The following is a 20,776-nucleotide window of genomic DNA, read 5'->3' on the forward strand; positions in this document are numbered from 1 at the left end:
GAAGCGCGCGACGGCCCGTCCGGTCAGCGAATCGGACATGCCGGATCCGCACCGGCCATGACCTTGCCATTCGCTTACCCGGCGCTGGCATCGCGGGAAAAGGCGCGGGCATCAACGGAGCTCATGCGACTGATTACAGGAGATGGGGAGGGACGCGGATGTGGACTTTCGCGGGCCGTGACACCGCTATCGACCTGGGCAGCGCGACCGTGCGGATGCACGTCGAGAAGAACGGCGTGGTCTGCCGGGAGCCGTCGCTGCTCGCCCGTTCGCGGCAGACGGGCCGGATCCTGGCGCTGGGGACCCCGGCACGGGAGATGGCGGGCCGAACCCCGACGTCACCCTCGTGCGCCCGATCCGGGAAGGGGCGCCGACGGAGACCGACGAGGCCGAATGGCTGATGCGCCGCCTCGTGCGGCACCACCACCGGAAGCACTACATGGCGCGGCCCCGCGTCGTCGCGACCGTCCCGAGCGGCATGTCCTCGGTGCACTACCGGGCCCTGCAGTTCGCCGCCTACCAGGCGGGGGCGCGGCGGCTCACGCTGGTGCCCACGCCGATCGCCGCGGCCATCGGGATGGGCATGACCTCCGCCGGACGTCCCGAGGTGGCCGTCGTCGCGAACATCGGCGCCGACCTCACCGACGTGGGCGTCATCGCGTTCGGCGGCCTGGTCACCTCGCACACCGCCGCGGTCGGCGGGACCGCGATGGACAAGGCGATCATCCAGCTCGTCCGGCGCGAGCAGGGCGTGGTGCTGTCCCCGACGGCCGCCGAACAGGCCAAACTCGCGGTCGGCGCGGTGCCGCCGCTGGGCCGCCGCCCCGCCGGGCAGACCGTGGTGACCGGACGGGACGTCGCCAGCGGCCTGCCGCGCCAGGTCGTGCTGACCACCGCGGACGTGCAGCGCGCGATCGGGGCGCCGCTCGGCCGCATCATCGACGCGATCCGCGCCGGGCTCACCGGCTGCGGGCCCGAGGTCTCCGGCGACCTGCTCAGCGTCGGCGTCACCCTGACCGGCGGCTGCGCCAAGCTGCCCGGCCTGGACCGGCTGATCCGCGAGCGGGTCGGGGTCGCCGCCCGGGTCGGCGACGACACCGGGGACGCGGCCGTGCTCGGCGCCGCCATGGTGCTGCGGTCCGCCGGCAGCGAGGAGCCGTCCGCCCGCGACAGCTCGCCGCGCCCGCAGGTGCTCACCACCGTCCCCGAATACCTGCCCGACTACCAGCCCGAGTACTGACGATCCTCGCGCGCCGCGGGGCGGACCCTGACCGGCCCCCTGAGCCGGAGTCATCCGGACGCTGACCGGGTGGCCGTTTCCGCCCCGCGGAAGCGTGCGCGGCGCCACGATGGACCCATGTCCTTCAAGGAGATGCCCGGACACGACCTCATCAACGTCGTCCGTGACCTCGGCCCGGTCGAGGCGGTGCGCGACCAGGAGGCGGCGGAGCGCATGCGCGCCTACCCGAAGATCATCGCCGCGGGCCCGCCCGAGTTCGGGGTGGCCGAGCAGGCGGACGGCGTCTGGCGGATCCTGTCGCTCGACTCCATGGATCCCTACGAGGCCCGCGTCGACCTGGCGATCCGCCTGCGCGAGGGGGCCGCGAAGGCCGAACCGGCGGTGCGCGCCGAGATGCGGGCCCTCGCCGACGTCTTCGACCCGGAGGACCTGGACGCGCCCGTCCGCACCGACTGCGCGGTGAACGGGCGGCGTTACCGGATCGTCCGGGTACCGCCGTTCGCCCGGCTCGGCGCCGACGGGCCCGAACCGGCCCGCGCCACCGACGTCGAGGGCGGCCCGATCGACGGGTTCCGGCTCGACCCCGCCGCCCCCGTCGGCCCGTCCGACGCGGCGCTCCGGCTGGAACTGCTCGGCTCGGCTCCCGGCGCCGGGGACGTCCCGGACGGCGAACGCCGCGAGGCGCTCGCGGCCGTCCGGGACTACCCGGGCGTCGTGCTCCTGCCGCCCCTGTTCGCCGTGGTCGAGGACCGCGACGACCACTGGCGCCCGATCACCGGGGGCACCGGTCCGCAGGACGCGCGCCGCGCGCTCTCGCACTACTTCCGCCGCACCCTGCCGCGCTTCCCGCCGCCGGAGGCGCCGCCGCCGAGCCCCGGGGAACTCGCCGAGTACGCCCGCGCGGCCGACCGGATCGACGACGGGACCGGCGTCGAGTTCGTCGCGTGCGGGCGCCGCTTCCGCATCGCGCGCGTGGCCCGGATGATCCGCGTCGGCCCCGACGGCCCCGAACCCGCCCGCCCGTCCGACGAGGTCCCCCTCGAGTGACCCGGTGGCGGCCCCGCGCGGCGGCGCGGGCGGCGCGGGGCGGCGCATCGCGGCCGGGGCCGTGCGCCGGTACGATGCCACGTCGCATCCGCGCCACGTTCCCGGGAGATCCGCATGAGCGACGCACCCGATCTCGAGGGGCCGGGCACGCCCCGGCTCGAGGAGGTCTCCGGCGGGATCTTCGCGTACGTCCAGCCGGACGGCTCCTGGTGGATCAACAACACCGGCTTCATCGCCGGCTCGCGCGCGGCGTGACGAGCGTGGACGCCTGCTCGACCGAGCGCCGCACCCGCGCGTACCTGGAGGCCGTCGCGTCGGTGACGCCGCGCCCCGTCCGGACCCTGGTGAACACGCACCACCACGGCGACCACACGTTCGGCAACCACCTGTTCGCCGGCGCGACCGTGGTCGGCCACGAGGGCACCCGCGAGGGCGTGCTGGCGTGGGGCGCGCCGTTCGACGAGCCGTTCTGGACGAAGGTCGACTGGGGCGACTTCGAACCGGAGCCGCCGTTCCTCACCTACACCGAGGGCGTGACGCTGTGGGCGGACGATCTGCGCTGCGAGGTGCGGCACGTGGGGGGCGCCGCGCACACGACCAACGACTCGATCGTGTGGATTCCCGAGCGCCGTGTCCTGTTCAGCGGCGACCTGCTGTTCAACGGCGGCACCCCGTTCGTCATGCAGGGGTCGGTCGCGGGGCTGATCGATGTGCTGGAGAGCGTCGTCGCGCCGCTGGGCGCGGAGACGATCGTCCCCGGGCACGGTCCCGTCGCGGGGCCGGAGCTGATCGACGGCGTCCTCGGCTACCTGCGGTTCCTGCAGGCCGTCGCCGCCGAGGCCAAGCCCGCCGGGCTGACCCCGCTGGAGGCCGCGCGGGAGACCAACCTCGGGCCGTACGCGGACCTCACCGACCGCGAGCGCATCGTCGGCAACTTGTACCGGGCCTATGCCGAGCTGGACGGCCTCGAGCCCGGCTGCGCGATCGACACGGTGGCGGCGCTGACCGACATGGTCGCCTACAACGGCGGCCGGCCGCTCACGTGCCGTGCCTGACCGGCGCTGGAGCATCGCACGAAGCCGGACGCGGCGCTGAGGACGGGCTCTAGCGCGAAGTGCGCCGGCGGACAAGACGCCTCGCAAGAACAAGACGATGACACGCTATGAAGTCGATATATCACTCGTTGTCATAGTCACGGTCAGTGCAGACATAGATGCTTTCCGTGTACGGCCTCTCCAGGAGGCCGCCGCGAAAGGGAGAGCACCATGCCTTCGAAGAAGATCGCGACGCTCGCGCTGGCGGGCACCGTCACCGTGACCTGCCTGGCGACGATCGGCGCCGCGCACGCCCAGTCCTCCGGGGCCGCGCAGCCGTCGCAGGCACGGCAGGCGCCGGCGGGCTACCAGATCGTGAAGCTGCCGAACGCGAACGTTCCGAACTTCCAGCGCCGCACCGTGTACTGCCCGAGCGGCAAGCAGGTCATCGGCGGCGGCGCCGAGGCCCAGGGCAACGACGCCATCCTGGTCGGGTCCTTCCCGACCGACGACGGCCGCGGCTGGATCGGGCTCGGCCGCCAGAAGGCGTACTCCAGCGTCGGCATCAGCGTCTACGCCATCTGCGCGTCGTGACCCTGCGCGAGGCCGTCCCACCGGCCCTCTGATCCCGGCCGGGGCCGCCTGATCGGCCCCGCCGGGAGGGCCCGTTCCGCGGCCCGACACCACCGCCGGACTTCGCCGGAGCAGTACCTTCAGCGGAGTTCGGCGGTGGCCAGCAGGCGGATCTGGGCGGCGGCCCACGCCCGCGCGGTGGCGTGCCGGTCGTCGCCGCCGAGCGCGGCGGCGAGGTCGGTGAGGGCGCCGGCGGCGGCGCGCAGCCCGGCGCGGTGCAGCTCGCCGGCGGTGCGGGTGACGCGGTCGCGGAAGGTGGGCGGCAGGTGGGCCAGGCCCCGGTGGGCGGCCTCGGCGGTGACCTCCAGGGCGGCGTCGATCGCGGTGGAGAGCGGGTCGGACGGGCGCGGCGCGGGCGCGGCGAGAGCGTCGGAGCCGTCGCCGTGGGCGAGGTCCGGGACGATCGTGGCGCCGTCGGCGGTCCGCACCGCGAAGGGGTCGACGAGGAGGCCGCCGCGGTCGCGGCGGACGGATCCGGCGATCCGGGTCGCCTCCGGGAGCGCGGCGGCGAGGGCGTCGAGGGCGGCGGGACGGTGCGGGCTGTAGTCGGCGGCGACGACCGCGGTGCCGCCGGACGCGTCGGCGACCTCGGCCACGAGCCGCTGGGCGCCCGGATGGTAGCCGACGTCGCGGACCTCGGCGATCTCCAGGACGCGGACGAACTCCGCCTCGATCCGGGGCCGGACCAGCCGGGGCGGCAGCGCGTCCAGAGCCTCCCGGTGCGCCTTGAGGTCGGTGACGCGCAGCCCGGCGGGCAGGCTGTCCCACGCGCCGCCGAGGGGGGTGACGGTGGTCTTCGCGATGCGCCCGGCGGCGACCCGGACGACGCGCCCGGCGCTGCGGGCCGCGCTCTCGGAGACGACGTTCGCGGCGGCCAGGGACCGCACCGACGCGCCGAGGATGCGCCGTCCGGCCAGGTCGGCGCCGGTGAGCCGCGCCCCGTCGGGGACGTCCCAGCGCCGTTTGAGGACGAGCACGATGCCGGTGGCGGCGTGCGCGAGGAAGACGTCCGCGGTGCGGGTGCCGGCGGAGCCGCCGACGCGGCAGCCGAGGGCGGCGAGCCGCACGCGGCGCAGCGGCGTCTCGGCCGCCTCGTCGGTGCCGAGGACGGCGGAGCGGGGCGCCCCCGGGACCCCGGCACGCGACGCGCGCCGGCGGGCGTGCAGTTCGGCGAGGAGCTCGGCGAACCGGGCGGTGTCGTGGTCGGCGCGGCGCTCGTGGTAGGCGGCGAGCTGGTCGGCGAGGTCGCCGACGGCGGCGGCGGGCCAGTGCAGGTCGCGGGCGGACAGCTCGGCGGCGGTGCGGCGCAGGCCGGTCGCGAGGACGGGGCCGGCGTGCACGGCGCCCTCCAGCAGCACCTGGTCGGCGAGTTCGGCGGCGGCGTCGAGTGTGGAGTCGGCGGTGCCGGAGCGGGTGCCGCCCACGTCGACGCGGGTCTCGGTCGCGGTGAGGCCGCGCTCGTCCGCCTCCCGGAACGCCCAGACGGCCAGGACGGTCGACGGGCCGCGGACGGCGGCGACGGCGTCGGTGTGCACGTAGCCGAGCTCGCCGGGGACCAGGAACCGGACGGTGCAGCTCGGCAGCTCGACCTGCGCGACCGGGTCCTGCGGGGTGGGGCGGCGGATCGTCGCAGAGTAGCCGGAGCGCAGCGTGCGGCGCGCGGCGGTGAGGGCGCGCTGCCCGAGGACGCGGGCGAGCGCGTCGTCGTCGAACGCGCCGGGCGTCCAGTCGGCGGGCGGGTCCGGGACGGCCGGGGCGTCGTCGGCCTCGGCGGCTCCGGCGTGGGCGCGCTGGTAGGCGAGGACGAGGCAGATGCGGTGCCGGCAGGCGCCGGTGGCCGCGCAGGTGCAGGTGGCGGCGTCCAGCCCGGCGCCGGCGGGCAGGGACGCGCGGGTGCCGTCGGGGAACGCTCCCTCGACGCCGCCGTCGCCGGTGGTGGTGATCTCCGGGCCGTTGCCGGCGTCGAGGTCCTTGGCCGCGCGTTTGACCAGGCCCCGGTTGGCGAGGGCGGCGAGCCCGTCGGGGGTCAGCGACAGCAGGTCGGTGCGGATCATCGGCCGATCCTTTCGGCGACGAACTCGGCGAGCTCCCCGGGCGTCATCGCGCCCATGTGCGCGCCCGCGTTCGCCAGGCGGCGGGCGAGGCCCCGGTCGTAGTCGGGGTTGGCGTCCTCGTCGAGCGCGGCGAGCCCCAGCACCTGCGTGCCCTGCTCGCAGGTCTTCTTCACGTCCCGGACGAGCCGGTGCGCGTCGCCGCCCTCGTAGAAGTCGGAGACGAGCGCGATGATCGAGCGGCGCGGGTTGTCGATCAGGCCGGCGCCGTAGCCGAAGGCGCGGGCGATGTCGGTGCCGCCGCCGAGCTGCACCTTCATGAGGAGTTCCACGGGGTCGGTGACGTCGTCGGTGAGGTCGACGACGGAGGTGTCGAACGCGACCAGGTGCGTCCTGAGGCCGGGCAGCCCCCACAGGCAGGCGGCGGTGACGGCCGAGTGGATGACCGACCCCGCCATCGAGCCCGACTGGTCGACCAGCAGGACCAGCTGCCACTGCTCGACATGCTTGCGGGTGCGGGACAGGAACTTCGGCTCCTCGATGTAGAGGCGCCGCTCGTCGGGACGGTAGTGGGCGAGGTTCGCGCGGATCGTGCGATGGAAGTCGAAGTTGCGGGAGTGCTTGATGCGGCTGGGCCGCCGCGACCGGGTGCCGTGGAACGTCCGCCGCACCTCGGTAGCGAGCTTGTCCATCAGCTCCCGCACGACCTGCTCGACGATGCGGCGGGCGAGGGCGAGCACCTCGTCGTTCATGAGGTGCTTGGTACGCAGGACCGCCTTCAGCAGCGTCCGGTCGGGCTCGATGCGCTCCAGGACGGCCGGGTCGGTGACGACGTCGTGGATCTCGTACCGCTCGACGGCGTCGCGCTCGATCCGCTCGATCGTCTCCTTCGGGAACAGCCGGTGCACCTCGTCGAGCCAGTCGACGGTGGTGAGCTGCGACGGCCCGTCACCGCCGGTGCGGTCGCCGTCGCGCGCCGGGTCGCCGCCGTTCCCGCCGCCGCGCCGGACGCCGCGCTCGGCAAGGTCGGGGTCGCGCCCGTACAGCCAGTCGAGGGCGGCGTCCCGGGCGGCGGCGTCGCCGGACAGGCCGCCGGTGGCGGGGTCGGCGGGCGCGCCGAGGATCAGCCGCCAGCGTTCCAGGTCGGGGGATGTCATGCGCTCGATCCTTCTCCGGAGCCTTCTCCGGGGCCGTCGGCGAGGCCCGCGGCGGTGAGGGCCCGGCCCACGCGCTCCTCCAGCTCGCGGGCCGCGGCGACCAGCAGCGGGTCGACCGGGGCGGGCCGCAGCAGGGTGCGGGCGGTGCCGTGCAGGCCGCGGCGGTCCAGCAGCCCCCGCGCGATCGTCTCCCGCTCGCGGGGCGGGAAGTACTCGAACGCCTGCCGCAGCGCGGGCAGCGCGATGAGGAAGTCGTGCTCGGTCAGCCCGTCGACGAGTTCGTCCAGCACGCCGAGGAGGCCGCCGCCGGTGTCCAGGACCTCCTGGCGGGCGAGCGCGAACAGCCCGGCGAGCCAGTCCCCGAGGGTGCCGGGGGCCGCGGCGCCCCGGACGGCGCGGGCCGCGTCGGCGGCGTCGCCGAGGACGCGGGCGAGTCCGAACGCGGCGCCGCGCAGGTCGGGCGGGACGTCCGGGGCGGCGGCGAGCCGCCCGGCGACGCCGCGCGCCGCGTCCGCGTCCAGGCCGAGCCCGCCCTCGGCGGGCGGCGCGGACGCGTGCAGGAGCGCGTCCCGGACCGCGGCGACGGCGCGCAGCCGGCCGAAGTCGGCGGGCGCCGGGCCGCCGCGGATCCCCTCGAGCAGCCACAGCAGCCGGTCCGTGCACTCGGTGATCACCGAGCCGAACATGGGGCTCCCGGCGGTGCCGAGCACCCGGTCGTGCCGCCACAGCCCGAGGACCACCTCGAGCGCGGCGCCGAGCGCGGGCACGTCGGACGCGGCGCCGATCCCGGCGGCGAGGGACGCGGCGACGCGGTCGGACTGGTCGGCGCAGCCGCACAGCGCCGCGTCGAACAGCACCGCCGCCAGTCCCGCCACGTCGGCGCCCGCGCGGGCGCCGCGCTCGTCCAGGACGGCGGCGGCCGCGTCGGCGAGCGTCGGCCCGTACGCGCCCGCCTCGATCAGCGCGGCCTCGCGCTCGCCGCGCGCGTCGGCCGCCTCGATCCGCCAGCGTTCCTCGAGCACCTGGTCGGCGCCGCTGTCGGGCCCCGACTCGCGGACGAAGCCGGGGATCCGCAGGACGCGCAGCCGGTGCAGGGCGCGGCTGCGCTCCAGCCCGCGCGGCTGCGTGAGCTTGACGGTGAGCGGCCCCGCCTTGCCGAGGCCGAGCCGCTCCAGCTCCGCCGCGACGTGGTGGACGAGCGGCGGTGCGGGCGTGTCGGGGTGCAGCCGCCCGACGCGGTCGCCGCCGAGCGCGGCGACCATCTCCACGACGGCCGGGTGCGCGCCGGGGCCGAGCGGGCCGCGGGACGTCCACGGGAGCCGCTGGTCGAGGTCGTCGGCGACGAGCGCGGCGACCAGGCCGTCCAGCAGGTCGGTGCGGGCGGGCGCGTGGTGGCCGCGCAGCCGGGTGAGGCCCTCGGTGAGGGTGCGGGCGGCGATCAGGTCGGCGGTCGACACCGCCTGCCGGCGCTCCCGCAGCCGCGTGACGACGCTCTCGATGAGCGCGGCGGCCGCGCCGTCCGGGCCGTCCGTCCAGAGGCGCTCGTAGTACTCGGGGGACGGCATCCCCGACTGGTAACCGGTGAACGCGTCGAGCCGCCGGAAGGAGTAGGGGACGAGGAAGCTCCCGCCCTCCGCCCCGTCCGGCGGTGCCGGGACCTCCGGCCAGCCGCCGTCCGCCGGGTCGCCGTCCGGTCCGGGGGCCGCGGCGAGGGCGCGCAGGGCCGGGGTGTGGAACCCGCCGGTCACGACGACGACCGGGCGGCCGTCCGCGGCGGCCTCGGCGGCACGGATCCACCGGGCCATGTACGCCTCGCGGGCGGTGTCGGACTCCCCGGTGTCGGCCTCGCCCCGGATCAGGTCGAAGTACGCGCCGAGCCGTTCGGCGAGCGCGTCGGCGTCGTCGTCCCCGTTCCCGTCGCCGATCTCGAACAGGTGGTCCCAGAGGATGTCGGTGTTGTCGACGGCGAACTCGCGGAGCAGCCGTCCGGTGGCCTCGGTGTACCTCTTCTCGGCGTCGGCGTACCGGTTGTCGCGGTCGGCGAGCGCGGGATGCCAGGCGGGCAGGTCGATGAAGCGGACGTCGGCGCCGGCCGCGCGGCCCGCGTGCAGCGCGATCCACTCCGGCGAGTAGCCGCAGAACGGCGTCCAGCAGCGGCCGACGTGCTCGCCGTCCCGGTGGTAGCTGAAGATCGCGACGGGCGGTTCGTGGCCGAGCAGCAGCTCGTCCAGCCGTCCGGTGAAGTCGACGGGCCCCTCGACCAGGACGTGCGCGGGCCGGAGCCGCTCGATCGTCGTGCGGACGAGCCGGGCGCAGGCGGGGCTGTGGTGCCGGACCCCGACGAACGTGACCGCCATCAGCCGGGCAGCAGGTGCCGGGCGGCGTGCAGCGCCTTCCACTGCTCGCCCTTGCGGCGGGGCGCCTGCTGCTCCAGGTAGCGGCGCAGCCGGGTGAGGTCGTCGGCGCTGTCCTTGGCGGCGGTCCCGGCGAGGCACTCGACGATGTCGGCGGCGCCGCCCGGCTCGCCGCGCAGGAACCAGCCGCGGACCCCGACGGCGTGCGCGACCGACACCGCCTCGGCGGTGCTCATCACCGCCTGCGGCTTGTCCAGCGACCGGCCCTCCTCGGTGGTCCCGGCGCGCAGCTCGCGGAACGTCGTGACGAGCACCTCCAGGACGTCCCGGCGCGGTGCGGCCTCGACGCCGCTGCGCTCCAGCAGCCGCGTCGCCTCCGCCTCGACGAGGTCGAGCTCGACGGCGAAGTCGGCGATCGGGAACACCGTCTCGAAGTTGAACCGCCGCTTGAGCGCGGCGCTCATCTCGTTGACGCCCCGGTCGCGGGTGTTGGCGGTGGCGATGACGTTGAAGCCGTCGCGGGCGAACACCATCGACTCCGGCCCGGCGAGTTCCGGGATCGCCATGACCCGGTCCGACAGCGGGGACAGCAGCGAGTCCTGCACTTCGAGGGGGCAGCGGGTGATCTCCTCGAACCGCACGACCCGGCCCTCGGACATCCCGGTGAGCAGCGGCGCGGGCACGAGCGACCGGGTGGAGGGGCCCTCCGACACCAGCAGCGCGTAGTTCCACGAGTACTTGATCTGGTCTTCGGTGGTGGCGGCGCCGCCCTGGATGGTCAGCGTGGACGTGCCGCTCACCGCCGCCGCGATCAGCTCCGACAGCAGCGACTTCGCGGTGCCGGGCTCGCCGACCAGCATCAGCCCGCGGCTCGTCGCCAGCGTCACCAGCGCCCGGTCGATCAGCGCGGTGTCGCCGACGAACTTGCGGGTGACGCCGAGCGCGTCGTCGCCCACGATGAACCGGCGCGCGGCCGTCAGGCTCAGCGCCCACCCGGGGGGCTTGGGCCCGGTGTCGTCCTGGGCGAGCTTCTCCAGCTCGGCGGCGTACCGGACCTCGGCGGGCGGCCGCTGCAGCTCGTGGGTGTCCTGTGTCATGTCCTTCTTCCGGGGGGTCATCGGACGGCCGTCCGGGCCGTGGCGACCAGTGTGGCAAGCGCGTCGGACACTTCGGCGCGGTGCCGATCATGCTGGCACCGTCGGGCGTACAGGGGAAATCGGGCGCCGCGGACGGTCACGCCGCCGGGCCGGCCAGCGCGGTCAGGGTCTCCGACAGCGCGACCGGGTCGAGGTCGCCGAACGTGCCGGCGCCGGCTGCCAGCCGGACCGCCCGGACGACGTGCTCGGCGCCCCGGGAATCGGTCTCGGCCTCGATGCGGTGGCCGCTCGCGAGCGTCCGCTCGATGGCCTGGAAACGGTCGGTGTACCAGCCGCGCCGCCGCAGCCCCGCCAGGTCGGCGTCCGACAGCCGGACGCCCGCGAACCGCTCCAGCCGGACGCTCCGCCGTTCCCCCTCGGTCAGCGCGATGACGGGGCGGCCGAGCTGCGGGAACGGCTGCAGGATCTCGTAGTCGGCGAACAGCTCCGACCACGCGTCCACGGCGCCGCCCAGGTGCAGCGGATGCGGGAGCCCGATCGTCGCCGGGCCGGGGACGGTGAAGGCGTCGTCGTGCACGTCGGCGAACGTGCCGTCCTCGGCCACCCGGAACGCCACCGCCGCCTCGCCGTGGCGGGCTGGGTGGTGGGCCGTCCAGACCAGTCGGCGCGCGAGGTGCCGGACCAGCGGGTGGCCGGCGACGAAGTCGCGGAACTCGGCGAGCTCCCAGCGCCGTCCCGCCACCATCGCCCGCTGCAGCCGGCGGCGCTGGTCGGACGCGACCGCGCGGACGTCCCGTTTCAGGGTCGTGAAGGCGTCGTGGGCGGCGGGCGCGAGGACGGGGTCGTCCTTGGCGCCCGGCTTCGGCAGGCTCTTGCGGAGCGTGCCGGAGCCGTCGACGACGGTGGGCTTGAGCTGCTCGTCGAACCCGACGGTGAACCGGCGCGGCCCGTAGTCGAGCGTCATGGTCCCGTCGGCGGCCAGGCCGAAGTCGGGGACGAGCCGGTCCGCGAGCCGCTCGGGCGACAGCCCGCGCTCGGCCGCGGCGCGGTCGAACCGCTGCCGCGCCTCCTTCCACAGCGCGGGCGACTTCGTCCGGAGCGCGATGTCATGGATCGCGGCAAGGGCCGGGTCCGAACCGAGCGCGACGAACACGTCGAGGCCGTGGGCCGCGCGGGCGGCGCCACCGCCGTCCCCCCAGGCGCGGACGAGCGGCGTGAGCAGGCGCACGGCCGCGTCGCCACCGGTCGCGGCGAGCTGCGCGAGCGCCCAGATCTCCCGCGCCGGGGCACCCGCCTCCAGCCACCGCTCGAAGATCGCGCGGCCGAACGCGGCGACGGACTCGGGGGCGCAGGCGTCCCGCACGGCGCGGACCGCGTCGACGGTGCCGGACGCGGGCAGCGTGAGCAGTTCGAGGAGCGTGCGCGTCGCCGTCGCGGGGAGGGCGCGATCGCGGTCGCGCATGAGCACCTGCGGGAGGAAGGCCGGGTCCGCCCAGTCGCCGGGTTCGGTGACCGCGGCGAGCCCGGTCTGCGCCGGGTGCGCGGCCAGCAGCGTCCGGAGCGCGTCCCGTGCCTCCGGCGGGGCGGCGTCCACGACCGCGCCGGCACCGTGCCGCGCGGCGATGCGCCGCAGCCCGGCCTCGGCGGCCCGGCGCGGCCTGACCTTCCCGCCGAGCGCCGCCGGGACGAGGAACGGCGCCGCGGCCGGGCCGTGCCGGTCGAGCCACGCCAGGCCCGCCGCGTCGACGGGTCCGCGCCGGACGGCCCAGCCGCACGCGCGCATCGCCGTTCCGGCGTCCAGGAAGGGCAGCAGCACGTCGCCGTTCCGGCCGGGCTCGTGGTCGGCGAGCGAGGTCGCGGCGTCGAACACCGCGCGGCCGTGGCGGGCGACGAGGACCCGCATGTGCTCGCGGGCGTCGTCGCCGAAATAGCCGGTCCAGTCCGGCAGGAACGACCGGGCGAGATCCTCCGGTCCGTGGAGCAGCAACTGGGCCTCCTCCAGCGAGTGGTGGCCGCGGCGGCACGATTCGGCGAGCCGCGTCCAGTGCGGGTCGCGCGGGACCGGGATCCACGGCGTCGCGGTGGCGAGCCACTCCGCACGCTCGCCGTCCCGCCACACCGTCTCGTGGGTCGCGGGCGGTTCCAGCCCCGCCATGACGGGCCTGACCGGGTGCCGCCAGACGGGGTCGGCCAGCACCCCCGGGACGGACTCGGGCGGCGCCTCCGGCACCCGGACGTGCGCCGCGGCGACCGGCTCCACGACGGCGCGCACCCCTTCCGGCAGCCCGGGCAGCGCGGCCCCGACCGTCTCGCGGTGCGCGCGGACGTGATCGTCCAGCAGGTCGCCGACGCCCGCCGCCGCGAGCAGCCGCAGCGCCCGCACCGGGAACCGGCGCATCGCGGCGCGGAGAGCGGGCCGGGCGTGCTCGTCGTCCCGCCGGTCCAGCAGCGACGCGAACGCCTCGTCGGTGGGCAGCAGGGCGGCCGCGGCGCACAGGTTGCGGTGGTCCTCCCCGCTCAGGCCGGGATCGCCGGCGTGGGCGGCGAGGAACGGCAGGACGTCCGCGCCGACGCCGTCGAGCATCGTGGCGAGCAGGCCCGCGTGGGCGTCGCCGTAGCGGAGGCGGAGGAGCCGGTTGGCGAGATGCTCGGGACCGCTGAGCGAGTACATCGTCAGCCACCTGAGGTTGTACGCCTCGGCGGCGGTCGCGATCTCCGCGAACGACTCGTCCACCCAGTCGCGCCGGGTGGGCACCAGGTACGCCACCAGCGCCCGCGTCGCCAGGGTCGGGCGGTGCCCTTCCAGGCGGCGCACGGCTTCCGCGTACTCGCCGTCGCCGGCCGCCGCCAGCAGCCCCCGGGCCCGCCGCTCGAGCGCTCCGTCGAGGCGGGGGCGGGCGCCGCCCGGGAGGTGAACGGCCCCGACGCGGTCCCCGGGCGTCTCCCGGTCGGACCCGGTGCGGCCGAGTTCGACCAGCGCGCAGGCGGCGAACGCGAGCCCGTGCTCGACGACCCACGCGTCGAAGAACGCCTTGTGCGCACGGTCCGTCCCCGCCCTGCCGCCGCGGTCCGCGACGACGGCGGCGACCGCCGCCGCCCCCGCCGGGTCCGGCGCCCCGTCCAGGTGCCGCCGTGCCGCGTCCGCGAGGGCGCGGTCCCCGTACCCGCCCGCCGCCGGCGACGCGATCGCGGCGGCGCGCTCGTCCAGGAGCGCTCTGGCCCGTCCCGGCGCCGTGCGGGCCGGTTTCGCCATCGGGACCGGCACGCCGCCGCGGCGCGGATGCAGCGCCCGGCGCCACGTCTCCGGGAGCGTCAGGAGGTTCTCGTCCGTCGAGTGCGGGACCCGGTCGGTCATGGCGCCTCCGTTCGGGACGGCGGCGCGATGACGGGCGGCCTGCCCGTCATCGGCCGGCTCCCGCAAGCGCGGTCAGGTCGGCGAGCGCTTCGGACACGGCGACCGGGTCCAGTTCGCCGAACCGTGCGGGGCGCGCGCCGCGGAGCCGCCCGTCGCCGCCGCCGGTGACGGCCCGCACCCGCCGGACGACGAGGTCGTTCCCGGCGCCCGCTTCGGTGTCCACGATGATGTGCCGGTCGCCGGGCGTCCGTAGCCCGAGCCGCTCGATCTTGCCGGTGGCCGGGTCCCGGTCCCGGCTCCATCCGCGGGCCGCGAGCTTCTGCACCTCGGGTTCGGTCGTCCCGGCGCCCGCGAAGCGGTCCAGGACGCACGCGTCGCGCTCGAGCCCGTCGAGCGGGAACGCCGGGTGGCCGAGCTGGGGGAACGGCTGCAGGATCTCGTAGTCGGCGAACACCTCGGCCCACGCCTTGAGGTCGGCGCCCAGCAGCACCGGGTGCGCGACGCCGATCCGGGCCCGGCCGGACGGGTCGAACGCCTCGTCGGCCGCGTCGGCGAGCGAGCCGTCCTCGGCGATCCGGAACGCGGCCATCGCGCCCTCCTCGTGGGCGATCCACACCAGGCGGCGCGCGATCCGCCGGACGAGCGGGTCGCGGACGGCGTGGTCGCGGAACTGCGCGGGCGTCCAGCGGCGCCCGTCCGTCATCGCCCGCTCCAGGCGGAGGGTCTGCAGGGACACCGCGTTCTCGATGTCGCGTCTCAGGTCGGTGAACGCCTTGTACGCGGCCGGAGCCCGGTCGGGGTCGTCCGTCCTGCCCGGTTTCGGCAGTGCCTTGCGGAGCCTGCCGTCGCCGTCGGTCACGAGCGGCCGGAACTCCCCGTCGAACGCGACGGTGAAGCGCCGCCGCCCGTAGTCGACGGTCGTCGCGCCGCCGTGGCCGAGGCCGAGGTCGGGGACGAGCCGGTCGCCGAGCACGTCGGCGGGCAGGCCGCGCGCGGCGGCCGCCCGGCCGAACGCCTCCGCCGCCGCCGTCCGCACGCCGACCGTCCGCCACCGGACGGCCAGGTCGTGCACGGCGCGCAGCGCGGTGTCGGTGCCGATGCGGGCGAGCGCGCCGAGCGCCTCTTCGGCGTCGGGCAGCCGGGTCCGGCCCGTCCACTTCCGGATCAGAGGGTCCAGCACGGCGACGGTCGAGTCGTCGCCGGTGCGGCCGAGCTGCGCCAGCGCCCAGCGCCCCGCGGCGGGCATGCCCGCCGCGCGCCAGCCCTCGAACACCGCGAGGCCGAACGCCGCGAGCGACGCCGGGTCGCACGCTTCCCGGACGGTGTCGGCACCGGGTGTCCCCGGCAGGGCGAACGTCTCCGCGAGCGCCCGCATCGAGACGGGCGGCAGCGCGCGTTCCCGCCCGCGCAGCAGCACGCGCGGCAGCGCGTCCGGGTCCGCCCAGACGGGGAGGTCCGGGCGGCGGTGCAGGCGGGTCGCCGCCGGGTGCGCGGCGAGCACCGTCCGCAGCTCCTCCGCCGCCGCGGGGACGGCGGCGGCGACGGCGTCCCCCCCGTGCCGGGCGGCGATGCGGCGCAGCATCGCCTCGGCGTTGCGGCGCGCCGCCCCCGGCTTGCCCAGCGCGGGCGGCGCCAGGAACGGGACGGCCGCGAGACCGTGCCGGTCGCCCCACTCCCGGGCGGCCGGCGCGGCCCGCTTGCCCCGGGTGAGCCAACCGCACATGAGCTCCGCGACCGCGGAGTCCAGGAACGGCAGGAGCAGGCCGGCATGCGCCCACGACGACCGCTTGGCCGCACGGCGCACGGCCGGGTACGCGTCCAGTTCGAACCGGGCGACGATGGCCCTCGTCCACGCGTCGTCGAGCCAGGCCGGAGGCCCCTCCCAGGCGGCGAGGAGCGGGCGGACCCGCTCGTCCGGTCCGTGCACGGCGACGCGCCCCTCCAGCACCGGGTCGCCGCCCGCGCGCAGGACGTCCACGAGTTCGTCCCAGTTCGGCTCGCCCTCCCACGGCTCCAGGTCGTCGGCCGCGGCCGCCCACCGCGCCCGTTCCCCGTCCCGCCAGACGATCTCGCTCGTGCCGGGCGGCGCCAGGCCCCGCACGACCGGCCGCACCGGCCGGTCCCACGGCAGCCCGCACAGCGGCTCCGGCAGGTCGGCCGGGTCCGCGTCGGGGATCGCGCCGGACGCGGGCGCCGGCGGCCGCAGCTCGTCCGGCAGTTCCGGCGCGAGCCGCGGATGCGCCGCCAGGTGCCGCCGGAGCAGGTCGCGGGCGTGCTCGCCGCCGTCCGCCGCCAGTACCCGCACCGCCCGCACCGGGAAGCGCGCCGCGACGGCCGGGAGCGTCGACCGCACCCGCCCGTCTCCGGCACGTTCCACCAGCGCTCGGAACGCCTCGTCGGTCGGCAGCGCGGCCACGGCCTCCAGCAGCGACGCCCGCCGGTCGGGGGCCCGGCACGCGTCCAGCCGGGCGAGGAGCGGCTCCAGGAGGGCGGCGCCGAGACCGTCCAGCAGCGTCGCCAGCAGGGCTTCGGCGGGCACGGCGGGCAGCGCCGACGGCGGGAGCCTCTCCAGCTGGGGCGCGTTGCCCAGCGAGTACAACAGGGGCCACCACGGGACGCGCCCGTCGTCCCCGTCCTCCCCCAGGCACTCGTCCACCCAGTCCTGGCGCGCGGGCACCAGGTACGACACGAGCCGCCGGCTCTTCGGGTCCGTCCGCAGGTCCGCGAGGCGGTGCAACGCCGCGTCGTGGTCGCGCTCGGGCGCCGCCACCAGGAGCCGCCGGACGTACCGGGCGGTTTCCGGCGCGACCAGCCCGAAGCCCTCGTCGCCCGGATCCCGCCGCAGCCCCGCCCGGACGATCCTGAGCAGGCTCAGCTCGACGAGCGCGCAGGCGGCGAACCCGATCCCGTGCTCGGCACGCCAGTGGTCGACGAACCGCGGGACCAGGTCCACGGGCGGGCCGATCCCGCCCACGCGTTCGGTGGTGCCGCGGACGGTCGCGTGCGCGACCACGGCGGCCCCGGCCGGGTCCGGAGCGCCGTCCAGATGCCGCCGGACGGCGTCGCGCAGTTCGCCGTCCGGCGTGCGCTCGAGCGCCGGGCGGGCGGCGCGGTCGCCCGCTTTCGCGAGCAGCGCGGGCACCTCGGCCGCGCGGTTCCCGCGCGGCGGCGGGACGCGCGTGCCGCCGCGCCGCGGGTGCAGCACCCGCACCCAGGCGGCGGGGATCGTCAGGACGTCTTCGTCGGGGGTCAAGGTCTCTCCAGGTCGGCGGGCCGGCGCGGCGGCGCGGGCAGCGCTTCGGACGTGCGGACGGAATCGGGGTCGCGGAACCGCACGGGGTTGCCGGAGCGGGCGGGCACGTCGTGAGCGGGCCGGCGGAGCGGCGGCAGGCCGGTGCGACGATCGGTCACGACGCCGTCCCGGCGGCCATGAGCAGGTCGTTGAGGGCCTCGGAGGCGATGACGGGGTCCAGGTCGCCGAACGGGACGGGCGCCGCGCCGTGCCCGGGTCCGGTGGCGGCCCGCACGCGCCGGATCGTGCGGCGGTCCGGTGCGTCCTCGCACGGGCCGAAATCGGCGACGACGCAGTGCCCGCCGGAGATGGCGCGCGCCATCGTCTCGATCTCGCCCCGCTCCCCGACCCGGAACCAGTCGCGGGAGAACAGGCCGAACACGGCGTCACGCGGCACGTCCCGGCCCGCGAACCGGTCGAGGACGGCGCCCGCGCGCTCGTCGTCGGTGAGCGTCCACACCGGGTGGTCGAGCTGCGGGAACGGCTGGAGCAGCTCGTAGTCGGCGAGGATCCCCGCCCACGTGCGGGCCGCCGCGCCGAGCCGCACCGGGTGCGCGACGCTGATCCGCGCGTCCGGGGACGGCTCGAAGGCGTCGTCCCCGGCGTCCGCGAGCGTGCCGTCCTCGGCGATCCGGAACGCCGTCGCTCCGCCGTCCTTCGCTTCGGCGAACCACACCAGCCGGCGGGCGATCTGCCGGACGAGCGGGTCGCGGACGGCGTGGTCGCGGAACTCGCCGGGCGTCCAGGTGCGGCCCGTCCGCATCGCCTCCTCCATGCGCATGACCTGGAATGACGTTGCGTCGGCGACCTTCTTGCGCAGCTCGGTGAACGCCGCGTGCGCGGCCGGGGCCACCTCCGGGTCGTCCCGCTTGCCCGGTTTCGGCAGAGACTTGCGGAGGACGCCGTCCTCGTCGGTCACGATGGGCCGGAGCCGCGCGTCGAACCGGACGGTGAAGGCGCGCCGGCCGTAGTCGACCGTCACCGCCCCGTCCTCCTCCAGGCCGAGGTCGGGGACGAGCCGGTCGCCGAGCACCCCGGCGGACACGCCGCGCGCGGCCGCCGCCCGCTCGAACGCCCGCCCGGCGGCCTTCCGCAGGATGACGCCCGGCCACCGGACGGCCAGGTCGTGCAGGAACACCAGCGCCGTTTCGGTGCCGATCCCCACGAGGACGTCCAGCCCGACCTTGGCGCTGTGCAGCCGGTCCTTGCCCGGCCAGCTCCGGATGAGCGGCGTCAGCACCGGGACGGCCGCGTCGTCGCCGATGCGGTCGAGCCGCGCCAGTGCCCAGCCGTACTCGGCGGGCATCCCGGCCGACAGCCAGCCCTGGAAGAGGGCGAGCCCGAACCGGGCCAGCGACTCCGGATCGCACGCCCGCTCGATCGCGTCCATGCCGTCCAGTTCGGGCATCGCCAGCAGCTCGAGGAGCGTCCGCGTCGGCTCCGGGCCCAATGCCCGCTCCCGTCCGCGCAGCAGCACGCGCGGCAGCACGGCCGGGTCGGCCCAGTTCGCGAGCTTGGGGCGGCGCAGCAGGCCGGTCGCCGCCGGGTGCGCGGCCAGGACGGCGCGAAGCTCGTCCGCCGCGGCGGGGACGGCGCCCGCGACGGCGCCGACGCCGTGCCGTTCGGCGACGCGCCGCAGCACGGCCTCCCCCGCACGCCGCCGCGCGGCGTGCGGGCCGAGCGCCGCCGGGACGGCGAACGGCACCGCCGCGAGGCCGTGCCGGTCGCACCAGTCGCGGGCGGCCGCCGCGCCCCGGGTGCCGCGGGCGAGCCAGTCGCCCATCAGGGCCGCGACCTCGGCGTCCAGGAACGGCACGAGCAGGGAGGCGTGCTTCTGCTGGGCCGCCTTGGCCATGCGGTGCGCGAACGGGAGCGCGTCCGCCTCGTAGCGGGCGACGAGGGACTTGCTCCACTCTCCCTCGAGCCATCCCGGCGGGTCCTCCCAGTCGGCGAGGACGCCCCGGACCGCCTCCTCCGGCCCGTACACGGCGATCCGGGCCCGCATCGTGCCGTTGGCCTTCTGGAAGGCGTCCCCGATGTCGTCCCAGTCAACGTCGTCCGGGACGGGCATGTCGTCCAGGCCCGCGAGGCTCCATTCCTCGCGTTCGCCGTCCGCCCAGGCGATCGTCCGCATCGCGGGCGGTTCGAGCCCCTTCACGACCGGCTTGACCGCGCGGTCCCACGGCAGCCCGGACAGCGGCGCGGGCAGGCTCGCCGGGTCGGCCTCCGGAATCCCGTCGGGCGGCGCCAGCAGCGCACGGGCCCCTTCCGGCAGGTGCTCGGCGAGTTCCGGGCGGGCCGCCACGTGGATCCTCAGCAGATCGAGCGCCCCGGGGGTGTCCGTCGCCGCCAGCACCCGCGCCGCCCGCACCGGGAACCGTTCCATCATCGACATCAGCGCCGGCCGCACCCGCTCCCGGTCGGCGCGCTCCAGCAGCGCGGCGAACGCCTCGTCGGTCGGGAGCACCCCCACGGCCTCCAGCACGATGTCGGCGGCGCGAGCCGGCAGGTGCTGGTCGAAGGTGGCCAGCAGGATCGGCAGGACGTCCGCGCCGCAGGCGTCCAGCAGCGTCGCGAGCAATCCGCGGGACAGGTACACGTGCCACAGCACGGGCGGGTCCCCGAGCCTGCCGGCGCGGTCGATGGACAGGAACCCCAGCCGGCGGCCGTCGGCCGCGCCCTCCGGATCGGCCGCGCTCTCGTCCAGCCAGTCCTGCCTCGTCGGGACGAGATAGGACACGACGCGCCGCCGCGCCGGAGTCGTCCGGTGGGCCGCCAGGCGCCGGACGGCGTCCGCGTGCTCGGCGTCCGGCGCCGCCACGAGCAGCCGCCGGACGTACCGGAGCGTCTCCTCGCCGATCAGGCCGAGATGGCCGGTCTCGTTCTGGATCGGCGTGCACCGGCCGTCCCGCCTCCGGACCCGCAGGCGGGACCACTCCACCGCGGCGCACGCGGCGAACGCGAGGCCGTGCTCGGCGCGCCAGTGGTCGACGAACGGGCGGCATCTCCCGTCGACCCCCGCCTCGCCCATGTCCACGGCGACCGCGACGGTCGCGACGACGGCCGCCCCGAGCGGATCCGTCTCCCCGGCCGAATACCGCCGGGCGGCGTCGCGGAGCGACGGCTCGGCCTCCTCGTCGGACGGCGGCCAGGCGAGTGCGTCGGCGGCGCCCTCGAGAAGCCCCGGCACCTCCTTGGCGCGGCTCCCCCGGGGCGGCGGGACGGGCGTGCCGCCCCGCCGCGGATGCATCTGCCGCAGCCACGCGGCCGGGATCGTCAGGACGTTCTCATCGGGGGCGGGGTGTTCTCGGTCGCTCACGGTGCATCACCGTAGAGAAAGACCACGACAAACGAGATCGAATCCGGCCGTTCAGGGCACCTCGCCGGACGGCGCGCGGCATGACGTGGGCCGATTCCTCGGATTGGACCGGGCGCGCGAGGGCGTCCGAGACCTAACCAGGGTTATTGGGTGATGGCGGCCGGGTAAGTCGACGGACCGTCGGTGTGGGCGTATGC

At 76.6% G+C, this 20,776-nt stretch carries 12 protein-coding genes and 1 pseudogene; 5 read left to right on the plus strand and 8 right to left on the minus strand.

Going from position 1 to position 20,776, the window contains the following annotated elements:
• The first annotated feature begins 215 nt into the window (after positions 1 to 215).
• The 5 genes and pseudogenes from F7P10_RS03760 to F7P10_RS03775 all read left to right on the plus strand — a co-directional run bounded on the left by F7P10_RS03760 (position 216) and on the right by F7P10_RS03775 (position 3,915).
• Positions 216 to 1,240 (plus strand): annotated as a pseudogene (locus F7P10_RS03760) (rod shape-determining protein).
• A gap of 117 nt (positions 1,241 to 1,357) precedes the next feature.
• Entirely contained in the window at positions 1,358 to 2,287 is a 930-nt protein-coding gene (locus F7P10_RS03765; protein WP_151008090.1) for a DUF5954 family protein, read from the plus strand.
• Between the two features lie 114 nt (positions 2,288 to 2,401).
• Positions 2,402 to 2,542: a hypothetical protein gene (locus tag F7P10_RS43860; RefSeq protein WP_254716376.1), complete on the plus strand. Its 141-nt coding sequence runs from the start codon at positions 2,402 to 2,404 to the stop codon at positions 2,540 to 2,542.
• On the plus strand, positions 2,539 to 3,342 hold the full coding sequence (locus tag F7P10_RS03770) for an MBL fold metallo-hydrolase (protein WP_254716377.1): 804 nt from the start codon (positions 2,539 to 2,541) through the stop codon (positions 3,340 to 3,342). The genes F7P10_RS43860 and F7P10_RS03770 overlap by 4 nt, the downstream gene beginning before the upstream one ends.
• A 210-nt stretch (positions 3,343 to 3,552) precedes the next feature.
• On the plus strand, positions 3,553 to 3,915 hold the full coding sequence (locus F7P10_RS03775; protein WP_151008091.1) for a hypothetical protein: 363 nt from the start codon (positions 3,553 to 3,555) through the stop codon (positions 3,913 to 3,915).
• 119 nt (positions 3,916 to 4,034) lie between these two features.
• Here F7P10_RS03775 and F7P10_RS03780 read toward each other — a convergent pair whose 3' ends face one another.
• From F7P10_RS03780 to F7P10_RS03810, 8 genes are all read right to left on the minus strand, one after another.
• Positions 4,035 to 6,008, minus strand: a complete 1,974-nt coding sequence (locus tag F7P10_RS03780) for a hypothetical protein (protein ID WP_151008092.1) — start codon at positions 6,006 to 6,008, stop codon at positions 4,035 to 4,037.
• Positions 6,005 to 7,162: a VWA domain-containing protein gene (locus tag F7P10_RS03785; protein ID WP_151008093.1), complete on the minus strand. Its 1,158-nt coding sequence runs from the start codon at positions 7,160 to 7,162 to the stop codon at positions 6,005 to 6,007. The genes F7P10_RS03780 and F7P10_RS03785 overlap by 4 nt, the downstream gene beginning before the upstream one ends.
• Complete coding sequence (locus F7P10_RS03790; RefSeq protein ID WP_151008094.1) at positions 7,159 to 9,519, minus strand: DUF5682 family protein; 2,361 nt, start codon at positions 9,517 to 9,519, stop codon at positions 7,159 to 7,161. Before F7P10_RS03790 ends, F7P10_RS03785 begins: the two co-directional genes overlap by 4 nt.
• The gene (locus F7P10_RS03795; RefSeq protein WP_151008095.1) at positions 9,519 to 10,613 is read right to left on the minus strand and encodes an AAA family ATPase; all 1,095 of its coding nucleotides are present in this window, start codon (positions 10,611 to 10,613) and stop codon (positions 9,519 to 9,521) included. The genes F7P10_RS03790 and F7P10_RS03795 overlap by 1 nt, the downstream gene beginning before the upstream one ends.
• Positions 10,614 to 10,749: 136 nt before the next feature.
• Positions 10,750 to 13,968 carry a DUF4132 domain-containing protein gene (locus tag F7P10_RS03800; protein WP_151008096.1) on the minus strand — a complete coding sequence of 1,073 codons (3,219 nt, stop codon included), beginning with the start codon at positions 13,966 to 13,968 and terminating at the stop codon, positions 10,750 to 10,752.
• 46 nt (positions 13,969 to 14,014) lie between these two features.
• Positions 14,015 to 17,221, minus strand: a complete 3,207-nt coding sequence (locus F7P10_RS03805; protein WP_151008097.1) for a DUF4132 domain-containing protein — start codon at positions 17,219 to 17,221, stop codon at positions 14,015 to 14,017.
• Entirely contained in the window at positions 17,218 to 17,379 is a 162-nt protein-coding gene (locus F7P10_RS41985) for a hypothetical protein (RefSeq protein WP_176611288.1), read from the minus strand. Before F7P10_RS41985 ends, F7P10_RS03805 begins: the two co-directional genes overlap by 4 nt.
• Entirely contained in the window at positions 17,376 to 20,579 is a 3,204-nt protein-coding gene (locus F7P10_RS03810; protein WP_151008098.1) for a DUF4132 domain-containing protein, read from the minus strand. The genes F7P10_RS41985 and F7P10_RS03810 overlap by 4 nt, the downstream gene beginning before the upstream one ends.
• Between the last annotated feature and the right edge of the window lie 197 nt (positions 20,580 to 20,776).

The organism is Actinomadura sp. WMMB 499, from assembly GCF_008824145.1.
Taxonomy (GTDB): Bacteria; Actinomycetota; Actinomycetes; order Streptosporangiales; family Streptosporangiaceae; genus Spirillospora.

Excerpts from the sequence above, each read along its gene's own strand:
- F7P10_RS03775 (WP_151008091.1), top strand. The coding sequence starts at position 3,553 with ATGCCTTCGAAGAAGATCGCGACGCTCGCGCTGGCGGGCACCGTCACC.
- F7P10_RS03790 (WP_151008094.1), bottom strand. The coding sequence starts at position 9,519 with ATGGCGGTCACGTTCGTCGGGGTCCGGCACCACAGCCCCGCCTGCGCC.
- F7P10_RS03780 (WP_151008092.1), bottom strand. The coding sequence starts at position 6,008 with ATGATCCGCACCGACCTGCTGTCGCTGACCCCCGACGGGCTCGCCGCC.
- F7P10_RS03795 (WP_151008095.1), bottom strand. The coding sequence starts at position 10,613 with ATGACACAGGACACCCACGAGCTGCAGCGGCCGCCCGCCGAGGTCCGG.
- F7P10_RS03765 (WP_151008090.1), top strand. The coding sequence starts at position 1,358 with ATGTCCTTCAAGGAGATGCCCGGACACGACCTCATCAACGTCGTCCGT.
- F7P10_RS03800 (WP_151008096.1), bottom strand. The coding sequence starts at position 13,968 with ATGACCGACCGGGTCCCGCACTCGACGGACGAGAACCTCCTGACGCTC.
- F7P10_RS03785 (WP_151008093.1), bottom strand. The coding sequence starts at position 7,162 with ATGACATCCCCCGACCTGGAACGCTGGCGGCTGATCCTCGGCGCGCCC.
- F7P10_RS43860 (WP_254716376.1), top strand. The coding sequence starts at position 2,402 with ATGAGCGACGCACCCGATCTCGAGGGGCCGGGCACGCCCCGGCTCGAG.